Genomic DNA, 13,346 nt, shown 5'->3' on the forward strand with positions numbered 1-13,346 from the left:
CAGATACTTGTTTTTATATTGATAATAGACAGGCAATTTTAGGCAAAGAGAGAATTGATTTAACTGTTGATCCTCCTCCCGATTTAGCTATAGAAGTGGACTTTACTTCTCTGACTGATGTAGAGGCCTATCAATTGCTGAAAATACCCGAATTGTGGGTTTATCGTCGGGAAGAATTGAAAATATATCTGTTCAGAGAAGACGGTTATCAAGAAAGCGAAAATAGTCGTCTCTTTCCCGATATAAATATCAAGAAACTTTTACCCTATTATGTAGAATTAGGCTGGAATCAAGGTTCTAGTCTTGCTTTACGTCAGTTTGAAGCTTTAGAGAATTTTAGTTAAAACACTTTTTGTATAAAAGTGAGCTTAATCCCCCCTGCCCCCCTTAATAAGGGGGGTGCCGATAGGCGGGGGGATCTGACAATCCAAAAATAATTATCAAAATGCTACTAATTACTCTCAACGAAAATACTTTATCTTTATCTCCAGGCAGTCAAGTTATTTTTCCCCATCAGACTTGGGAAGATTACGAAAGATTACTGAGTTTACGTCTCCAAAAAACCTATCCTAAACTCTATTTTAATCGCAAAACTCAAGAAATTCGGCTTATGTCTCCCTTACCAAGTCATGGCAATCGTGTTGATACATTACGGGATTTAGTAAAAATTATCCTCCGTCGCCAAGGCAAAGACTGGCAATGTTTTGATCCGATTACCTTGAAAATATCGGGGGAAGCAGGAGTAGAGCCAGATACTTGTTTTTATATTGATAATAGACAGGCAATTTTAGGCAAAGAGAGAATTGATTTAACTGTTGATCCTCCTCCCGATTTAGCTATAGAAGTGGACTTTACTTCTCTGACTGATATAGAGGCCTATCAATTGCTGAAAATACCCGAATTGTGGGTTTATCGTCGGGAAGAATTAAAAATATATCTGTTCAGAGAAGACGGTTATCAAGAAAGCGAAAATAGTCGTCTCTTTCCCGATATAAATATCAAGAAACTTTTTCCCTATTATGTAGAATTAGGCTGGAAGCAAGGTTCTAGTCTTGCCTTACGTCAATTTGAAGCTTTAGAGAATTTTAGTTAATAAATATTACCAATTGTGAATTTAAATATTTTTAAGTATTGAAGGTATTTGCAGATAAAATACTTATCATTTTGCCCCGATTGCCTCTAACTTTTCCCTCCCCACAGTAATCACTGGGTAAATAGAAAATTTCTCACTCTTTCTCCTAGAGATGAAGTACAGATTAATCCTTACTCATCAAGTATTTTAGCAACAATAACTAACCTCATCTTTCTGAGAAAGGCTGTGACTGCCATAATTTCCCTTATATTATAAAAATAGCCAAGTTCTTAATTGTCGGTAAAATCGTCCTATGAGGGGAGAATTATTAGTAGCCTGGGCAGCACAACAAAAATCCTTCGATAGCAATTCTGCTGTCAACAGCCAAACGGTGGGAGACATTCCTGAACTGGTTCTTGTCTTGATCCTGCTGCTACTGATTGCCACTGCCGTTGCTCTAGTAACCCAGCGATTACGCATTTCCTATGTGGCAGGTTTAGTCTTAGCAGGATTACCGATCACCGATCTTTTATCTCGTCGTATTGGCTTAGATCCGTTTTTAGTGCTTAACCTTTTTCTGCCGATTCTGATTTTTGAAGCGGCGATTAATACCGATATCAGTCGTCTTCGCAGTACCTTTAAACCGATCGCACTGCTGGCAGGACCCGGCTCGGTTTTTTCTGCGGCGATTATTGCAGTTTTGGTAAAATTTGGCCTAGGGCTAGATTGGATTCCCGCCTTACTGGTGGGAGTGATTCTAGCAAACACCGATACTGTCTCGATGATTGCCGTCTTTAAAGAAATTCGGGTTCCCTCTAGGCTCTCCACTATTGTGGAAGGGGAAACACTATTTAATGATGCAGCCGCACTCGTCACCTTCAATTTGCTCTTGGTGATTTACGCGACTGGAACCATCAGCACCACACAAGTCATCAAGGAAGTGTTGATCGTTGCTCTGGGTGGGGGATTAGTGGGCGCTGTCCTAGGCTATCTGTGTCTGCCCATCTATGTGCGCTTACGGGAGCCGCTGAGTAGTCTGTTGCTTACGGTTGCGCTTGCCTTGGGAGCTTTTCAACTCGGGCAGTTTTTGGGTGTATCGGGAGCGGTAGCGGTAGTTATTGCCGGACTTGTCTTTGGTAACTTGGGGCTGCCTCGCAGCGCCTCTGCATCCGATCGCATTACCCTGATCAGTTTTTGGGAATACGCCGGTTTTATCGTCAATACCTTTATTTTTCTGCTTATTGGTATTGAAATCAACCCCTTGACCCTATGGCAAACCTTGCCATCGATTGTGCTGGTCATTTTGGCTTATCAATTGGGGCGTATTCTGTCAGTGTATTCTTTACTATGGGTACTTCGCTGGATTGATCGACCGATCCCCTTGCGCTGGCAACATATTCTGATTTTGGGCAACATCAAGGGTTCCCTCTCCATGGCCCTAGCGGTTGCTATTCCTTTGACTCTAACAGGACGGGAATTGATCATCGAGCTAGTCTTTGGGGCTGTGTTATTTTCTCTGGTCATCCAAGGATTAGCCTTACCCTGGCTAATTAAAAAGCTCGATATTAGTCAGGTTTCGGCAGTAACACGGGAGATTGGACAGTTACAGCTGCAGTTGATCGCGTCGAAAGCGGCACAAGATGAGTTAGCCAATTTACTGAAATCCGGCGTTTTACCGAAAGCAGTGTACGAAGAACTGTGGGCATCTTATCAGGCAAAAGTGGCGGTATCGGAACGGGTGCTGCGGGATGCTTATAATCAGTCTCGATCGGGGCAAATGGAGCCTAACAACGGTCAACTAGATGCCATTCGACGACGATTGTTCCTCGCTGAGAAGGCAGCCTTGAGCGATGCACTTCGCAAACGCATTGTACCAGAAAATTTAGTACAATCTTACGTTAAAGGTTTGGATGAGAAACTTCTATCGTTGGACGATGATTAGTTTGAATGCCGAGGTAATCGATCATCGGTTTGACGTATTCCGGACGAGTGACCACCAGAATAGTTGAGTCTGCTTCTAGGACGGTATTCCCGTTGGGAATCTCTAAACTGGCAGAAGCGTGACACTGATAGCCAATAATCAGCGAACCGGTCGGAAAGTTGGCATCTTGAGCGATTTGGGCAACGGTACGCCCAGCTACATAACAATCCCTGGGGACCGGCAGCTTTAGCACCTCCACTTGCCCCTGTTCAAAGTGCATCATCGATTCTACTTCGGGGTATTCGATCGCATTGGCCATGGTGACAACGGCTAAATCAATCGTGCTGATGATGTGACTAGCTCCAGCAAGACGATAGGCCTCGAGAAATTCGCGATCGCACATTCTTACCACAATATGGGAAATGCCATAACTTCTAGACAGGGTGACTAGGGCTAGATTCATGGCATCGTCTCTCAGGGCGGCAACAACCGCCTTAGCTTGTCGAATCCCCGCCTCCAGCAGAACTTTCGTGCTGACGGCACTCCCCTCAAAGGCCATGACACCAATTTTTTCCCGGGCAAACCGACAAGCTAAAGGATCCACATCAACGATGGCGACGGTGTGTCCCAAGTCTAAAAGTTGTTGGGCTAAACCTAGCCCCACCATTCCCGCCCCACCAATTAAAACGTACATAGCGGCTCTTTACTTAACAAAATACTGCCTAAGTAGGTAGGCGTTAAAAATTATCAGATGCCCCCTTATTCAGGGGGATCCCCCCGCCTATCGGCACCCCCCTTATCAAGGGGGGCAGGGGGGATCGAACCTAAAATCCATTTTTAATTTAATTATAACCAGCTACTTAATTAAGTGGTTTCAATTAGATTATAACCAGCTACTTACCCAAAAAATCTCCACAGACAACATCAAATAAATTTATTTTGATCAATTCAAATACAAGAAAAAACAACTCTAGCAGTTATCTTAAGGGTGAGGCAGGAAGTCTCTGGTTTTAGGAAACATTGGAACTAGAGATGATGCTAAATCCCGTCATTTCGTCTTTACCACAATTCGGGCATTTTGTCAAAAAAATTTTGACTTTGCAACAAAACTACACAAAAATTAGATCAACGTTGTTGGGGAAAAAAGGGATAATTGGCGAAAGTGTTTGGTTTGGCTAAAAGGGAAAGTCTAGATTTAGCAATGGTTTCAAGGCAAGCTAGACCTTAAAAATTCCAAAAAAGACAAAGGAAAGCCACCATAGCATAATGCAAAATTATACCAGAATCGCTGGAAGTATTGCTATCTCGTAAATAAATAGAAATTATTCTCAATAAATTCTTAAGTAAAAATAAATATTACTAATTGTAAATTTAAATATTTTTAAGTATTGAAGGTGTTTGTATATAGAATACTTATCATTTTGCCCCGATTGCCTCTAACTTTTCCCTTCCCACAGCAATCACCGGGTAAATAGAAAATTTCTCACTCTTTCTCCTAGAGATGAAGTACAGATTAATCCTTACTCATCAAGTATTTTAGCGACAATAACTAACCTCATCTCTCTGAGAAAGGCTGTAGCGAAAGAAAATCTGATCAGTGGGAGCGTTACTTTTCATGCTTCCTAAATTTTATGCGAAGTTGTCGGGTTTCCTCGATCGAACTGTTCTAGGTTTGGGAAATGGAGTCAAGATAGAGAGTATCCGGACAGATATCTTGTTCGTTCGGCCAAGTTACCGTACCATCTAAAATTTTTACTTGATTAAAATACTGTTTGTTTTTAAGTTCTTGAAAGATGCCAAAATCGAGCAGTGGTGAACAATCATAAATTTTCTTTTCTTCATTAGTAAAGATGAGTTGTAATTGATAGTTTGGCAAAGGGATAACTTCTTTAACTCTAGGATTCATGATTTATCTCAGTGGTTCAATTTTATACAGTTGTTGTCCTGAAATCGAAGGACTCTCGCTCGGAAATAGCCTCGATCGAATAAAATTCTTTCATCGACAATCGCGAAAGAGTTCACAATCGAACTCTCGGATAATTTCCGTTTAACTAGGGGAATATAATCGGCTATCTCCATCTAATTCGATCGTAAACTTATCTCTTTTCTAGCTGCCAATAGCATTTCATAATAAACATTCCACTCGAAATAATCCATAGCGTCCCCTAGCTCACCAGAACGAAATCTAGGATAGAATTCTTCCGAACTCATGCGATATTGATTTTCGTATTGCTTGACACGGGTTTCTAAATCCAAAATTTGAGCGTTAATCTGCCAATTTTCCCGTTGTTCGCTCTCAATTTTCCGATTCAGTAACTCTCTTTCTTCCTCGGAGAGAGAGAGAATAATTCGCGCGAGAGAATCAATCAGTTGGGTGTTCATTGTCGTTAAAATCCGAGATAGGATTATTTCCCCTGAGAACTGTAGCGGATTCGATCGGGAGCCGCTGCCATAACTTCTAGGAAATAATAGGTGGATGAGGCTGTACCTATCCACCCTAGATATCTAAATCTGCGGGGCTAAATTTCTTGTGAATCTGAGGAAAACCTAACTGTTTAATCACTTGATGTTTGCGTTCTTCCTCAAGGAATTGCAAATTATTATAATTAACCCAGTGAATACAGTTAACTGGACAAGTCTCGATCGCTTCTTGAATAATTTCTTCTTCGTCACCGTCCTGATTATAGACGCGAGAGCGACCGTATTCGCCTTCAATAAAAAAGGTATTGGGGGCAACGTGGGCGCAGTGTTTACAACCAATACAAGTGACCTCATCGACGTAAACCGCTTTCTGGCGCAGTAAACCGCCCAATTCGGGTTCAAAACCGGTGCGATCAGGGGAATCTCTTAGGAATCCCCCTAACTCTGGTTCAAAACCAGAGCGTTCGGGAGAAAAATCAGCCATTAGGCACTCCAACGTTGTACCACTAGACGAATGGAACCATCAGTATTTTTTTCCTGTGCTGCCACCTGAAAACCCTGTTTAGCAGTTTCTGCCAGGATGGTGTGGTAGGCATAACCTTGATTTACTTTTCTTAAAAATCCTTCTACGGTTAGGGGTTGTTGCCAGTATTGCAAATCCGCAACTAACTCGTACTCGTTACCATTCCAGCGAAAACCGATATCGTAATTGTTATCTTGCTCGATTACCACCTCTGCGGTTAAAGTTTGACCTTGATAACCTTTGACGGGGTGGGAACCCTCTTTCCATTCCATCCCCATATCGCTCAGGGCGGCTTTTAGGTAGGATAGATCGCGGATTTTGGTTTTGATATTGCTAAAGTGTGACATGGTTTTTCAGTGGCTTAAATAAAGGGATCGGGAAAGATGAAAAATTACCAGTCGCTAAAAGTGGCTTCGTTGCTGACTTTCTCTGACTGGCTGACGGTTTGATGGTAATAATCCGAGGTTTTCTCTTGAGACATCAGCTGCCCGAGTTGTGCCTCGATCGCCGCCGTCACCTCTTGACAAGATGAACCGACTATGCCTGTCACCTTTTCCATAACGCGACCATCGGGATAGATGATAAACTCTAGGCTTTCCATGCTCATAGCTCTTCTCGGCGTGATCTGGGGTTTGCAAAGCTCCCTATCGTTTTAATTTACGATAGTTTGCTAATCGTAGCAATCTGGTTAAAATTTTAGCAAAACTTTATATTCTGTAACCCAACTACTCTAATTGTTTGTAAGTTTCCCGTAACTTTTCTTCATCGTCAAGGGCGAACCTTGACCCAGGAGGCACAATTTAACAAAACTACACAAAAAAGACGACCTGAAGCGATAAATTGAAAATAAAGGAGATGCAACGGCGAACCACGACCGCCGAGATCATAGAATTTTGTCTATAGGAATCAGAACAGATATGAATAAACAAATAGCCAGCGATCACCTTCGGATCGGTGTTTTAGGTTTTGGTGGTTTGGGACAGGCCGCCGCTAGAATTCTCGCCCCCAAACAGGAAATGCTCTGGACTGCCGCCGCCGATAAAGCCGGTTTTGCTTACCACAAAGACGGTCTAGATGTCAATACCTGTAACAAAATTTATCATGACCGGGGTTCGATCGGTTATCTGGAAAATTACGGCAGTCTCAGCCAAAACAGTATCGAGGAATTAATCAAAACTGCCGACGTAGAAGGCTATTTTCTCGCCCTGCCGAATTTACCCAACAATTTCATGGCCGATATCGCTAAAACTTTCATTCGCTTGGGTTGGCGCGGGGTTTTAGTCGATGCGCTCAAACGTACCAGCGCCATGGAACAAATCTTAGCACTACAAGCAGACCTAGAAGCCGCCGGCATCACCTACATGACCGGCTGCGGCGCTACCCCCGGACTGTTAACTGCTGCCGCTGCCCTAGCTGCCCAGAGTTATGCAGAGATTCATAGCGTTAAAATTACCTTCGGCGTGGGAATTGCCAACTGGGAGGCTTATCGTGCCACTATTCGCGAAGATATCGCCCATTTACCCGGTTACAACCCAGAAACAGCCCACCAGATGAGTGACGCGGAAGTGGAAATGCTGTTAAATAAAACCAATGGCATTCTCAGCCTCGAAAACATGGAACACGCGGACGATATTATGCTGGAATTAGCCGGAATCTGTGGACGCGATCGGGTTTCCGTCGGGGGTGTGGTGGATACGCGCAACCCGAAAAAGCCCTTGAGTACCAATGTTAAAGTCACGGGGCGGACTTTTGAAGGCAAAATTTCCACCCATACCTTCACTTTAGGTGATGAAACCAGTATGGCGGCTAATGTCTGCGGGCCGGCTTTCGGTTATCTGAAAGCGGGGGTTTCCCTACATCGTCGCGGTATCTACGGATTATGGACAGCAGCGGAGATTATGCCGCAATTTGTGCGCTAGGGGTTTCTCTGCCGTAAAATAGCTAAAACTTTCGGGAAAATAGCGGGTAAGGGAGCGATCGCTTCTAGGCTCTCTCCCGTGACCGGATGTACTAAAATTAAACGATGGGCATGGAGTAATTGCCCGGGTAGATTAATCCCGATGGAACGACCTGAACTATAGAGGGGATCCCCAAGAATCGGATGACCGATTTGGCTGCTATGAACGCGAATTTGATGAGTTCTGCCAGTTTCTAGGCGAAATTCCATTAAGGTGTAGTTGCCCAGTCTTTCCTTGACTTGCCAGTGAGTGACGGCATTTCTACCGCCTTTTTCCACGGCAATAATAGCCATCTTTTGCCGATCGCTGCGGTGACGACCGATCGGCAGATCAATTGTACCTGTTTCGCTTTTGGGGACACCGTGGACGAGGGCGATGTATTCCCGGCGGGCAGTTTTGGTTTTTAATTGTGCCTGTAGGTGTTGATGGGCCTGGTCGGTTTTGGCAATAACGATCGCACCCGTGGTATCCTTATCTAAGCGGTGGACTATACCGGGGCGTTGAATTCCACCAATTCCAGCTAAATTCGGGCAGTGATGCAGTAAAGCGTTGACCAAGGTTCCCGATTCGTGGCCGGGAGCCGGATGAACCACTAAATCGGCAGGTTTATTGATAATAATCAGATAGTCGTCTTCGTAAAGAATATCAAGCTCGATCGCCTCGGCGGTTAATTGCAGGGGTTGACTGTCGGGAATGGTAATCTTTAAGCGATCACCTTGACCAACTTTAGTATTTTTATTAGTGCAAATTTGACCATTTAACTGTATATATCCCTGTTCTATCAGTTTTTGCAGCCTCGATCTCGATAAATCGGGCAATTGTGACCCCATCCAAGCATCTAAACGTTCTTTTTTTCCCGCAACTTCTAAGTTTAATTGGTTCATCGGTTTTTAGTTATCAGGGTGTAGGGTGTAGGGGAAGGGGGAGAAGGGAGAGGGGAGCAGGGAGCGGGGAGTGGGAAGTGGGGAGGTGGGAGATGGGGAATTATGAATTAGGAATTAGGAATTAGGAATTGGGGAGAATAAATAAAAATAATCTCCTGACTCCTGATTGCTGATTACTGATTACTGATTACTGAATTGGTCTGCCCCGGTAACGAATATCTGCATTGTTATTATCTTCGGTTTCGAGGACGATCTCGAATTCTTCTACAACGGAATCAAGGAGGGGATTAACTGTGGGATTTAAGAGAGGAGTTTCGGGGGTGGGGTTAGAGATAGCGAGAATTTTTGCTAATTTTGAGCGAGTTTTCTGGATTTCTACCTCTAACAATCCCGTGATCGTTTTGCCAGTTTTCACTAAAAGAAAAGCTTGGTCACTGCAAGGGGTTAAGATCAGATGACCCTGGGGACTGCGAATAGCAATTTGTTCCAGATCAGACCAGCTTAATTCCTCTTTTGTGTTATTGACAAGATAGAGCATTGTTCCTGCTAAGATTAAAGCACTATTGTGTTCCATGCCGATGGAATCAGTCAAAGGTTGACCCTGGGGAGAAACAAGCATGATCCCCTCAATAGCGAGCGGTTTTTCGGCTAATTCTTGCAGGATTTTGGCAATTTCTACCTTATAATTTGGTTCACTAGGTAAGGTATTTTTAGAGTTATCATAGTTATTATCGGTGGGATGTGGTCGTTGTCGTTCTTTGGTTTCTTTCGAGGAGACAAACCATTGTAGAGGTTTTCCTTCCCGCAGTTGCCGTTGGCTAAACAGACGAATATCTTTAGAAAGTTTAATCCCTAATTCAAAGGCATTTGCCTGATAATTGTCGGCTAAAATTACGGGGTCAAGGGAGATTTTAGCCTCATCTCTGAAAATACGTTTTAGGGGGCCTGCTTCTAGACAGGCAAGGATTTTAAACAGTTGTTTCGAGTCGAGTAGTTCCTGTAAATAATAACAATGAAAGTAGGGGATGTCCCCACGACCAAATTCATCCTTACCATCGTTAATTAACCAACCAAAGAGGGTGTTATGGGAGTCAATTTGATAGATATAGACTCCTTTAAATTTCCTGTCTGGAGGATTATAGGTGTCCCATAACTGAGAGACTATATGTTGATAAAAAAACTGTTGAATCCCTAGGGGGACATTGACACTAGCGATATATTTAAATCCCAGTTGTGAGAAACTGCTATAAATCAGTTGTTCAACGAGCAAGGACATGATCTGTAACCTTTAAGCACTTTTGTGGGCTATTATAAATAATTTTCACACAATTGTGTCTTGTTTCTAGTTTTTGGGGAGATATTTGACGGCATTTCTCCTCAAGATGAACTGTCACCTAATTTGGTGCCGACTCCCCAAAACGAAAACTTCACACCTCACCATTAAGATGACTGTTATAAGGCAGTCAGCAGATTTTTGAGAGATTTTTTTACTAATCTTGCTGTAAATGGATCGGATATAGTGCTGGTCATTTAGGAAAAGTTTACCAGTTGTCGATCGATTTGAGACAATAACCAAGATAGGGAGTCTAAAGCTTGATTTGCTTGCAGTGTGCCTTGCTGGGAATCAATTAAAACTGTTGAGTAAAAAAAACGGTGATTAACTTTTTGCTCTCGCAGTTTTTGCTCTAATTCTTTGACTTTTAATTGTAGGTTTTGCCAGCATTTTTGGTCAGAGACAACTAGATCGCATTTGCTGATAATAATGCCTAAATTAAACCTAGTTTTATTATGGTTAATTATCTCGATCAAGGTTTGAAAAATTTTCAGGTAATTATTATGCTTGTCTGAATCATTTAATAAACTTGCTGCTTCTAAAAACAGTAAACAAGCATTAGCCTGTAAAGCCATATTGACAAAGGCTAAATTATAGATTTGACAACTTTCTCCGGGTATATCCCACCAGCGAATTGTCGCTATTTTATCCGAGCGATCACCGCTTTTTTTCTCTAAACTAAAATCAAAGTTACTGATTTTTAAAGTGGCGGGGGGATATTGACCTGTTCTAGCGACATAATTGAGAATTTTTTCAATATCTTCTTCGCTTTCTTCCTCTTGAGTTCTGAAGACAATATTAGCCGGATTTCCCGAAGTTGCTTGATTTTTGAAAGTCTGATAAGATGCCGCTAGGAAAACTGTTTTTCCTGCTCCTCTTTGACCGATACTGAGAACTGTATAAATTTTGTTTTCTTGGCTAAGATTTTCCTGATTATTAGTCATTTTAAAACCTCTAAATTGAATGAAAAAAACTTTTGCTGCGATGATTGTGTCTCTCAAGCCAACACAGACAAGAAAAATTGACTTGAGATTAGTTAATCTCCTTAGCTCAACAATCCCCTGCTACACTCTTGTAGTTATGCTGTCTGGAAAGATGGTTAAGAAAGCTTATTAGTCATCTAATTAAGATGATTATATTTGTTTTGTCTGATCGGATCATCCCGGTTAGCCAAATCTTCACAAAAAGTTACTATTCTAATAGTAATTGAACTTGCTCTCGGTGCTTGAGATGGAAATCTTGGGATTAAATTTTCCTGATTTTTAACGACAAAAGCCACGGTAAGTAGGGAGGCACAATTATTTGTAGGATGGGTTAGCGGTAGCGTAACATAATCTGGCGTTGGGTTTCATGCTTCAACCCAACCTACGTTCATCTTATATTTAATTCCACCCACCCACTTAAATCCGTAGGGATTTTCTGGGTGTAGTTCTAAGCGATCTCATACATAAAATAATAAACATACCCTAAAGCCCTCTGGTAAATAATCGATATAACTTGTTTAACACAAACGATAATTTTTGTCAATCTTTTTGTCAATTTAATTCCCTGATTCTCAAATAAAAACTATCGCTATTTACCAAAAACCAGAGAGACGTTGTTATAATCAACGTCTCTAGATCAGAGTAAGCCAAGCTGTTTTAAACAGAGGATTGCTGACTAATTAACCGAATTATTGGTCACTTTATTCAACAAAAAAACCATTGAGAACTCCTGAAATGATCGAAACCACGATCGAACCGAATAAAGCAGCAAAAAATGATTTTACCTCAAAGCCACTGATAAAATAGGAGGCTAAAGAAAAGGAAATGGCATTAACCACAAAAATAAATAACCCTAGGGTCAAAATAGTTAAAGGCAGGGTAAAAAGAATCAACAGGGGTCTAATAATAGCATTAATTAAACCCAAAGCGACAGCAGCTATCAAAGCCACGGTAAAATCTTTAATTTCTATACCGGGTACTATTCGCGCTGTAATCAATAAAGAGACGGCGGTAATCAACCAACGGAGGAAAAAAGATAACATAAGTCCATCCATCTAAGATAGTTCATCCTCATCTATTCTAATCGCCATCGCCACTTAAAGAGACGGAAGTCTTCAGGAGATGACAACGAAAACCGACATTGACTGCTGCCGCTGCTCGAAAACCAGAGCGGGAACATAGTATCGGTTACACTGGTTATAAACAGGAGGATTCGCTCGGACTATCACCCCCCGGAAAGAGGCAGCACTAAAGATGATATCTAGAAAAAATTTTAGCCAAAGCCAGCAAGTACCAATCGGTAAAACGAGAATTATTCTGGTATCAACTGGCATTTTCATGCTAATGAGCCTGCTTTCTCTCCTCTTAGCGCCACCCAGTTTAGCATCTCCTGAGCCACCTAATTCGGTCATCGCCGCTACCCGTCAAGATTTGAGTCGGAAAACCAAGATATCGGTTAATCGCTTGCAAATTCAAGCAGCACAACCACAAACCTGGCCCGATGGTTGTTTAGGATTAGCTAAACCGGGAGAATTCTGTACTCAAGCATTGGTGCAAGGATGGCGAATTGTTCTGACTGATAAGCAAAAAACTTGGGTTTATCGCACCGATAGCAGCGGCACTAATCTCCGCTTAGAAAAGTGAATTTCTTTGGCTCTTTTCCGGCTGCTTTTTCGGCATCCCCAAGGCAGCGTTTTCCTGATTTGATTATCATCCTCCCGGAAGGCGAATTGTCTCAAGCACCCCGTTGGGTGACGAAAATCGGCTGAGAATGGCTCTATGGTTTGTTTCAAGAACCTAGTCGTCTCTGGCAACCATATTTAATTAATAATCCCAGTTTTTTGCTTCTTTTTGCCCTAAAACTCCTGCGAGACTGGGAAAAGTAAGAAGTAATCCAGTCATCAGCCCTCAACTATCGTTAAGATGGATGGGAGAAGGTAAAGTTTTATATGTCCCCTTCAACTGCGTTTAGGAGTTCCTGCTAAAGATGACACAAGCTACTCAGATTCAAGGAAAAGGAATTTTACTCAGTGAGGCTGCCCTCAAACACCTTACCACGCTCAAAGAGCAACAGGGCAAGGATTTATGTCTGCGCGTGGGTGTGCGTCAGGGTGGTTGTTCGGGAATGTCCTATATGATGGATTTTGAGCATCCTAGCAATATTGGCCCCCAAGATGAGGTTTTCGATTACGATGGCTTTAAAATTGTCTCTGATCAAAAAAGTCTGCTCTATCTCTACGGTCTCATGTTA

General features: G+C 42.3%; 16 protein-coding genes and 1 pseudogene. 7 read left to right on the forward strand and 10 right to left on the reverse strand.

Going from position 1 to position 13,346, the window contains the following annotated elements; all coding sequences use genetic code 11:
• The 3 genes from IM500_RS09310 to IM500_RS09320 all read left to right on the forward strand — a co-directional run.
• Window positions 1-344, forward strand: a 344-nt coding sequence (locus tag IM500_RS09310) for a Uma2 family endonuclease (RefSeq protein WP_287738179.1), incomplete at its 5' end; no start/stop codon positions are given.
• 101 nt (window positions 345-445) lie between these two features.
• Complete coding sequence (locus IM500_RS09315) at window positions 446-1,093, forward strand: Uma2 family endonuclease (protein WP_190721933.1); 648 nt, start codon at window positions 446-448, stop codon at window positions 1,091-1,093.
• 292 nt (window positions 1,094-1,385) lie between these two features.
• Complete coding sequence (locus IM500_RS09320; protein WP_147071007.1) at window positions 1,386-3,014, forward strand: cation:proton antiporter; 1,629 nt, start codon at window positions 1,386-1,388, stop codon at window positions 3,012-3,014.
• Here the strand turns inward: IM500_RS09320 and IM500_RS09325 are convergent.
• The 6 genes from IM500_RS09325 to IM500_RS09350 all read right to left on the reverse strand — a co-directional run bounded on the left by IM500_RS09325 (window position 2,971) and on the right by IM500_RS09350 (window position 6,544).
• Entirely contained in the window at window positions 2,971-3,687 is a 717-nt protein-coding gene (locus IM500_RS09325; protein ID WP_002795987.1) for a potassium channel family protein, read from the reverse strand. The genes IM500_RS09320 and IM500_RS09325 overlap by 44 nt on opposite strands.
• A gap of 972 nt (window positions 3,688-4,659) precedes the next feature.
• Window positions 4,660-4,899 (reverse strand): DUF2442 domain-containing protein, encoded by a 240-nt coding sequence (locus IM500_RS09330; RefSeq protein ID WP_002773190.1) that lies wholly within the window; start codon window positions 4,897-4,899, stop codon window positions 4,660-4,662.
• Window positions 4,900-5,072: 173 nt separating this feature from the next.
• Complete coding sequence (locus IM500_RS09335; RefSeq protein WP_287738180.1) at window positions 5,073-5,375, reverse strand: hypothetical protein; 303 nt, start codon at window positions 5,373-5,375, stop codon at window positions 5,073-5,075.
• 115 nt (window positions 5,376-5,490) lie between these two features.
• Window positions 5,491-5,898 carry a ferredoxin gene (locus IM500_RS09340; protein WP_002734255.1) on the reverse strand — a complete coding sequence of 136 codons (408 nt, stop codon included), beginning with the start codon at window positions 5,896-5,898 and terminating at the stop codon, window positions 5,491-5,493.
• On the reverse strand, window positions 5,898-6,284 hold the full coding sequence (locus IM500_RS09345; RefSeq protein WP_002762644.1) for a DUF1257 domain-containing protein: 387 nt from the start codon (window positions 6,282-6,284) through the stop codon (window positions 5,898-5,900). The genes IM500_RS09340 and IM500_RS09345 overlap by 1 nt, the downstream gene beginning before the upstream one ends.
• Window positions 6,285-6,328: 44 nt before the next feature.
• Complete coding sequence (locus tag IM500_RS09350; RefSeq protein WP_002762645.1) at window positions 6,329-6,544, reverse strand: DUF2997 domain-containing protein; 216 nt, start codon at window positions 6,542-6,544, stop codon at window positions 6,329-6,331.
• A gap of 310 nt (window positions 6,545-6,854) precedes the next feature.
• Between IM500_RS09350 and bioU the strand changes: the two genes are divergently transcribed.
• Window positions 6,855-7,856 carry a (S)-8-amino-7-oxononanoate synthase BioU gene (gene bioU, locus IM500_RS09355; RefSeq protein ID WP_287738181.1) on the forward strand — a complete coding sequence of 334 codons (1,002 nt, stop codon included), beginning with the start codon at window positions 6,855-6,857 and terminating at the stop codon, window positions 7,854-7,856.
• Here the strand turns inward: bioU and IM500_RS09360 are convergent.
• The 4 genes from IM500_RS09360 to IM500_RS09375 form a co-directional block, all read right to left on the reverse strand.
• On the reverse strand, window positions 7,853-8,779 hold the full coding sequence (locus IM500_RS09360) for an RluA family pseudouridine synthase (protein ID WP_287732288.1): 927 nt from the start codon (window positions 8,777-8,779) through the stop codon (window positions 7,853-7,855). The two genes, bioU and IM500_RS09360, sit on opposite strands and share 4 nt — an antisense overlap.
• A gap of 187 nt (window positions 8,780-8,966) precedes the next feature.
• Entirely contained in the window at window positions 8,967-10,055 is a 1,089-nt protein-coding gene (locus IM500_RS09365; protein ID WP_190721926.1) for a roadblock/LC7 domain-containing protein, read from the reverse strand.
• Window positions 10,056-10,309: 254 nt separating this feature from the next.
• Window positions 10,310-11,056: a TRAFAC clade GTPase domain-containing protein gene (locus IM500_RS09370; protein ID WP_287738182.1), complete on the reverse strand. Its 747-nt coding sequence runs from the start codon at window positions 11,054-11,056 to the stop codon at window positions 10,310-10,312.
• Window positions 11,057-11,796: 740 nt separating this feature from the next.
• Entirely contained in the window at window positions 11,797-12,138 is a 342-nt protein-coding gene (locus IM500_RS09375) for a phage holin family protein (protein WP_002767360.1), read from the reverse strand.
• Between the two features lie 211 nt (window positions 12,139-12,349).
• On the opposite strand from IM500_RS09375, the gene IM500_RS09380 reads away from it, so the two are divergent.
• The 3 genes and pseudogenes from IM500_RS09380 to IM500_RS09385 all read left to right on the forward strand — a co-directional run.
• The gene (locus tag IM500_RS09380) at window positions 12,350-12,739 is read left to right on the forward strand and encodes a DUF8738 domain-containing protein (protein WP_190721921.1); all 390 of its coding nucleotides are present in this window, start codon (window positions 12,350-12,352) and stop codon (window positions 12,737-12,739) included.
• A 137-nt stretch (window positions 12,740-12,876) separates the two neighbouring features.
• Window positions 12,877-12,981, forward strand: a pseudogene (locus tag IM500_RS24745) (WecB/TagA/CpsF family glycosyltransferase); the annotation flags it as partial.
• Between the two features lie 101 nt (window positions 12,982-13,082).
• Window positions 13,083-13,346, forward strand: a 264-nt coding sequence (locus IM500_RS09385; RefSeq protein ID WP_287738183.1) for an iron-sulfur cluster assembly accessory protein, incomplete at its 3' end; no start/stop codon positions are given.

The organism is Microcystis sp. M179S2 (genome assembly GCF_020245805.1).
Lineage (GTDB): Bacteria > Cyanobacteriota > Cyanobacteriia > Cyanobacteriales > Microcystaceae > Microcystis > Microcystis aeruginosa.

What these genes read in the sequence shown, in the direction of transcription:
- IM500_RS09315 (WP_190721933.1), top strand. Translation starts at nt 446, where the DNA reads ATGCTACTAATTACTCTCAACGAAAATACTTTATCTTTATCTCCAGGC.
- IM500_RS09320 (WP_147071007.1), top strand. Translation starts at nt 1,386, where the DNA reads ATGAGGGGAGAATTATTAGTAGCCTGGGCAGCACAACAAAAATCCTTC.
- IM500_RS09325 (WP_002795987.1), bottom strand. Translation starts at nt 3,687, where the DNA reads ATGTACGTTTTAATTGGTGGGGCGGGAATGGTGGGGCTAGGTTTAGCC.
- IM500_RS09330 (WP_002773190.1), bottom strand. Translation starts at nt 4,899, where the DNA reads ATGAATCCTAGAGTTAAAGAAGTTATCCCTTTGCCAAACTATCAATTA.
- IM500_RS09335 (WP_287738180.1), bottom strand. Translation starts at nt 5,375, where the DNA reads ATGAACACCCAACTGATTGATTCTCTCGCGCGAATTATTCTCTCTCTC.
- IM500_RS09340 (WP_002734255.1), bottom strand. Translation starts at nt 5,898, where the DNA reads ATGGCTGATTTTTCTCCCGAACGCTCTGGTTTTGAACCAGAGTTAGGG.
- IM500_RS09345 (WP_002762644.1), bottom strand. Translation starts at nt 6,284, where the DNA reads ATGTCACACTTTAGCAATATCAAAACCAAAATCCGCGATCTATCCTAC.
- IM500_RS09350 (WP_002762645.1), bottom strand. Translation starts at nt 6,544, where the DNA reads ATGAGCATGGAAAGCCTAGAGTTTATCATCTATCCCGATGGTCGCGTT.
- bioU (WP_287738181.1), top strand. Translation starts at nt 6,855, where the DNA reads ATGAATAAACAAATAGCCAGCGATCACCTTCGGATCGGTGTTTTAGGT.
- IM500_RS09360 (WP_287732288.1), bottom strand. Translation starts at nt 8,779, where the DNA reads ATGAACCAATTAAACTTAGAAGTTGCGGGAAAAAAAGAACGTTTAGAT.
- IM500_RS09365 (WP_190721926.1), bottom strand. Translation starts at nt 10,055, where the DNA reads ATGTCCTTGCTCGTTGAACAACTGATTTATAGCAGTTTCTCACAACTG.
- IM500_RS09370 (WP_287738182.1), bottom strand. Translation starts at nt 11,056, where the DNA reads ATGACTAATAATCAGGAAAATCTTAGCCAAGAAAACAAAATTTATACA.
- IM500_RS09375 (WP_002767360.1), bottom strand. Translation starts at nt 12,138, where the DNA reads ATGTTATCTTTTTTCCTCCGTTGGTTGATTACCGCCGTCTCTTTATTG.
- IM500_RS09380 (WP_190721921.1), top strand. Translation starts at nt 12,350, where the DNA reads ATGATATCTAGAAAAAATTTTAGCCAAAGCCAGCAAGTACCAATCGGT.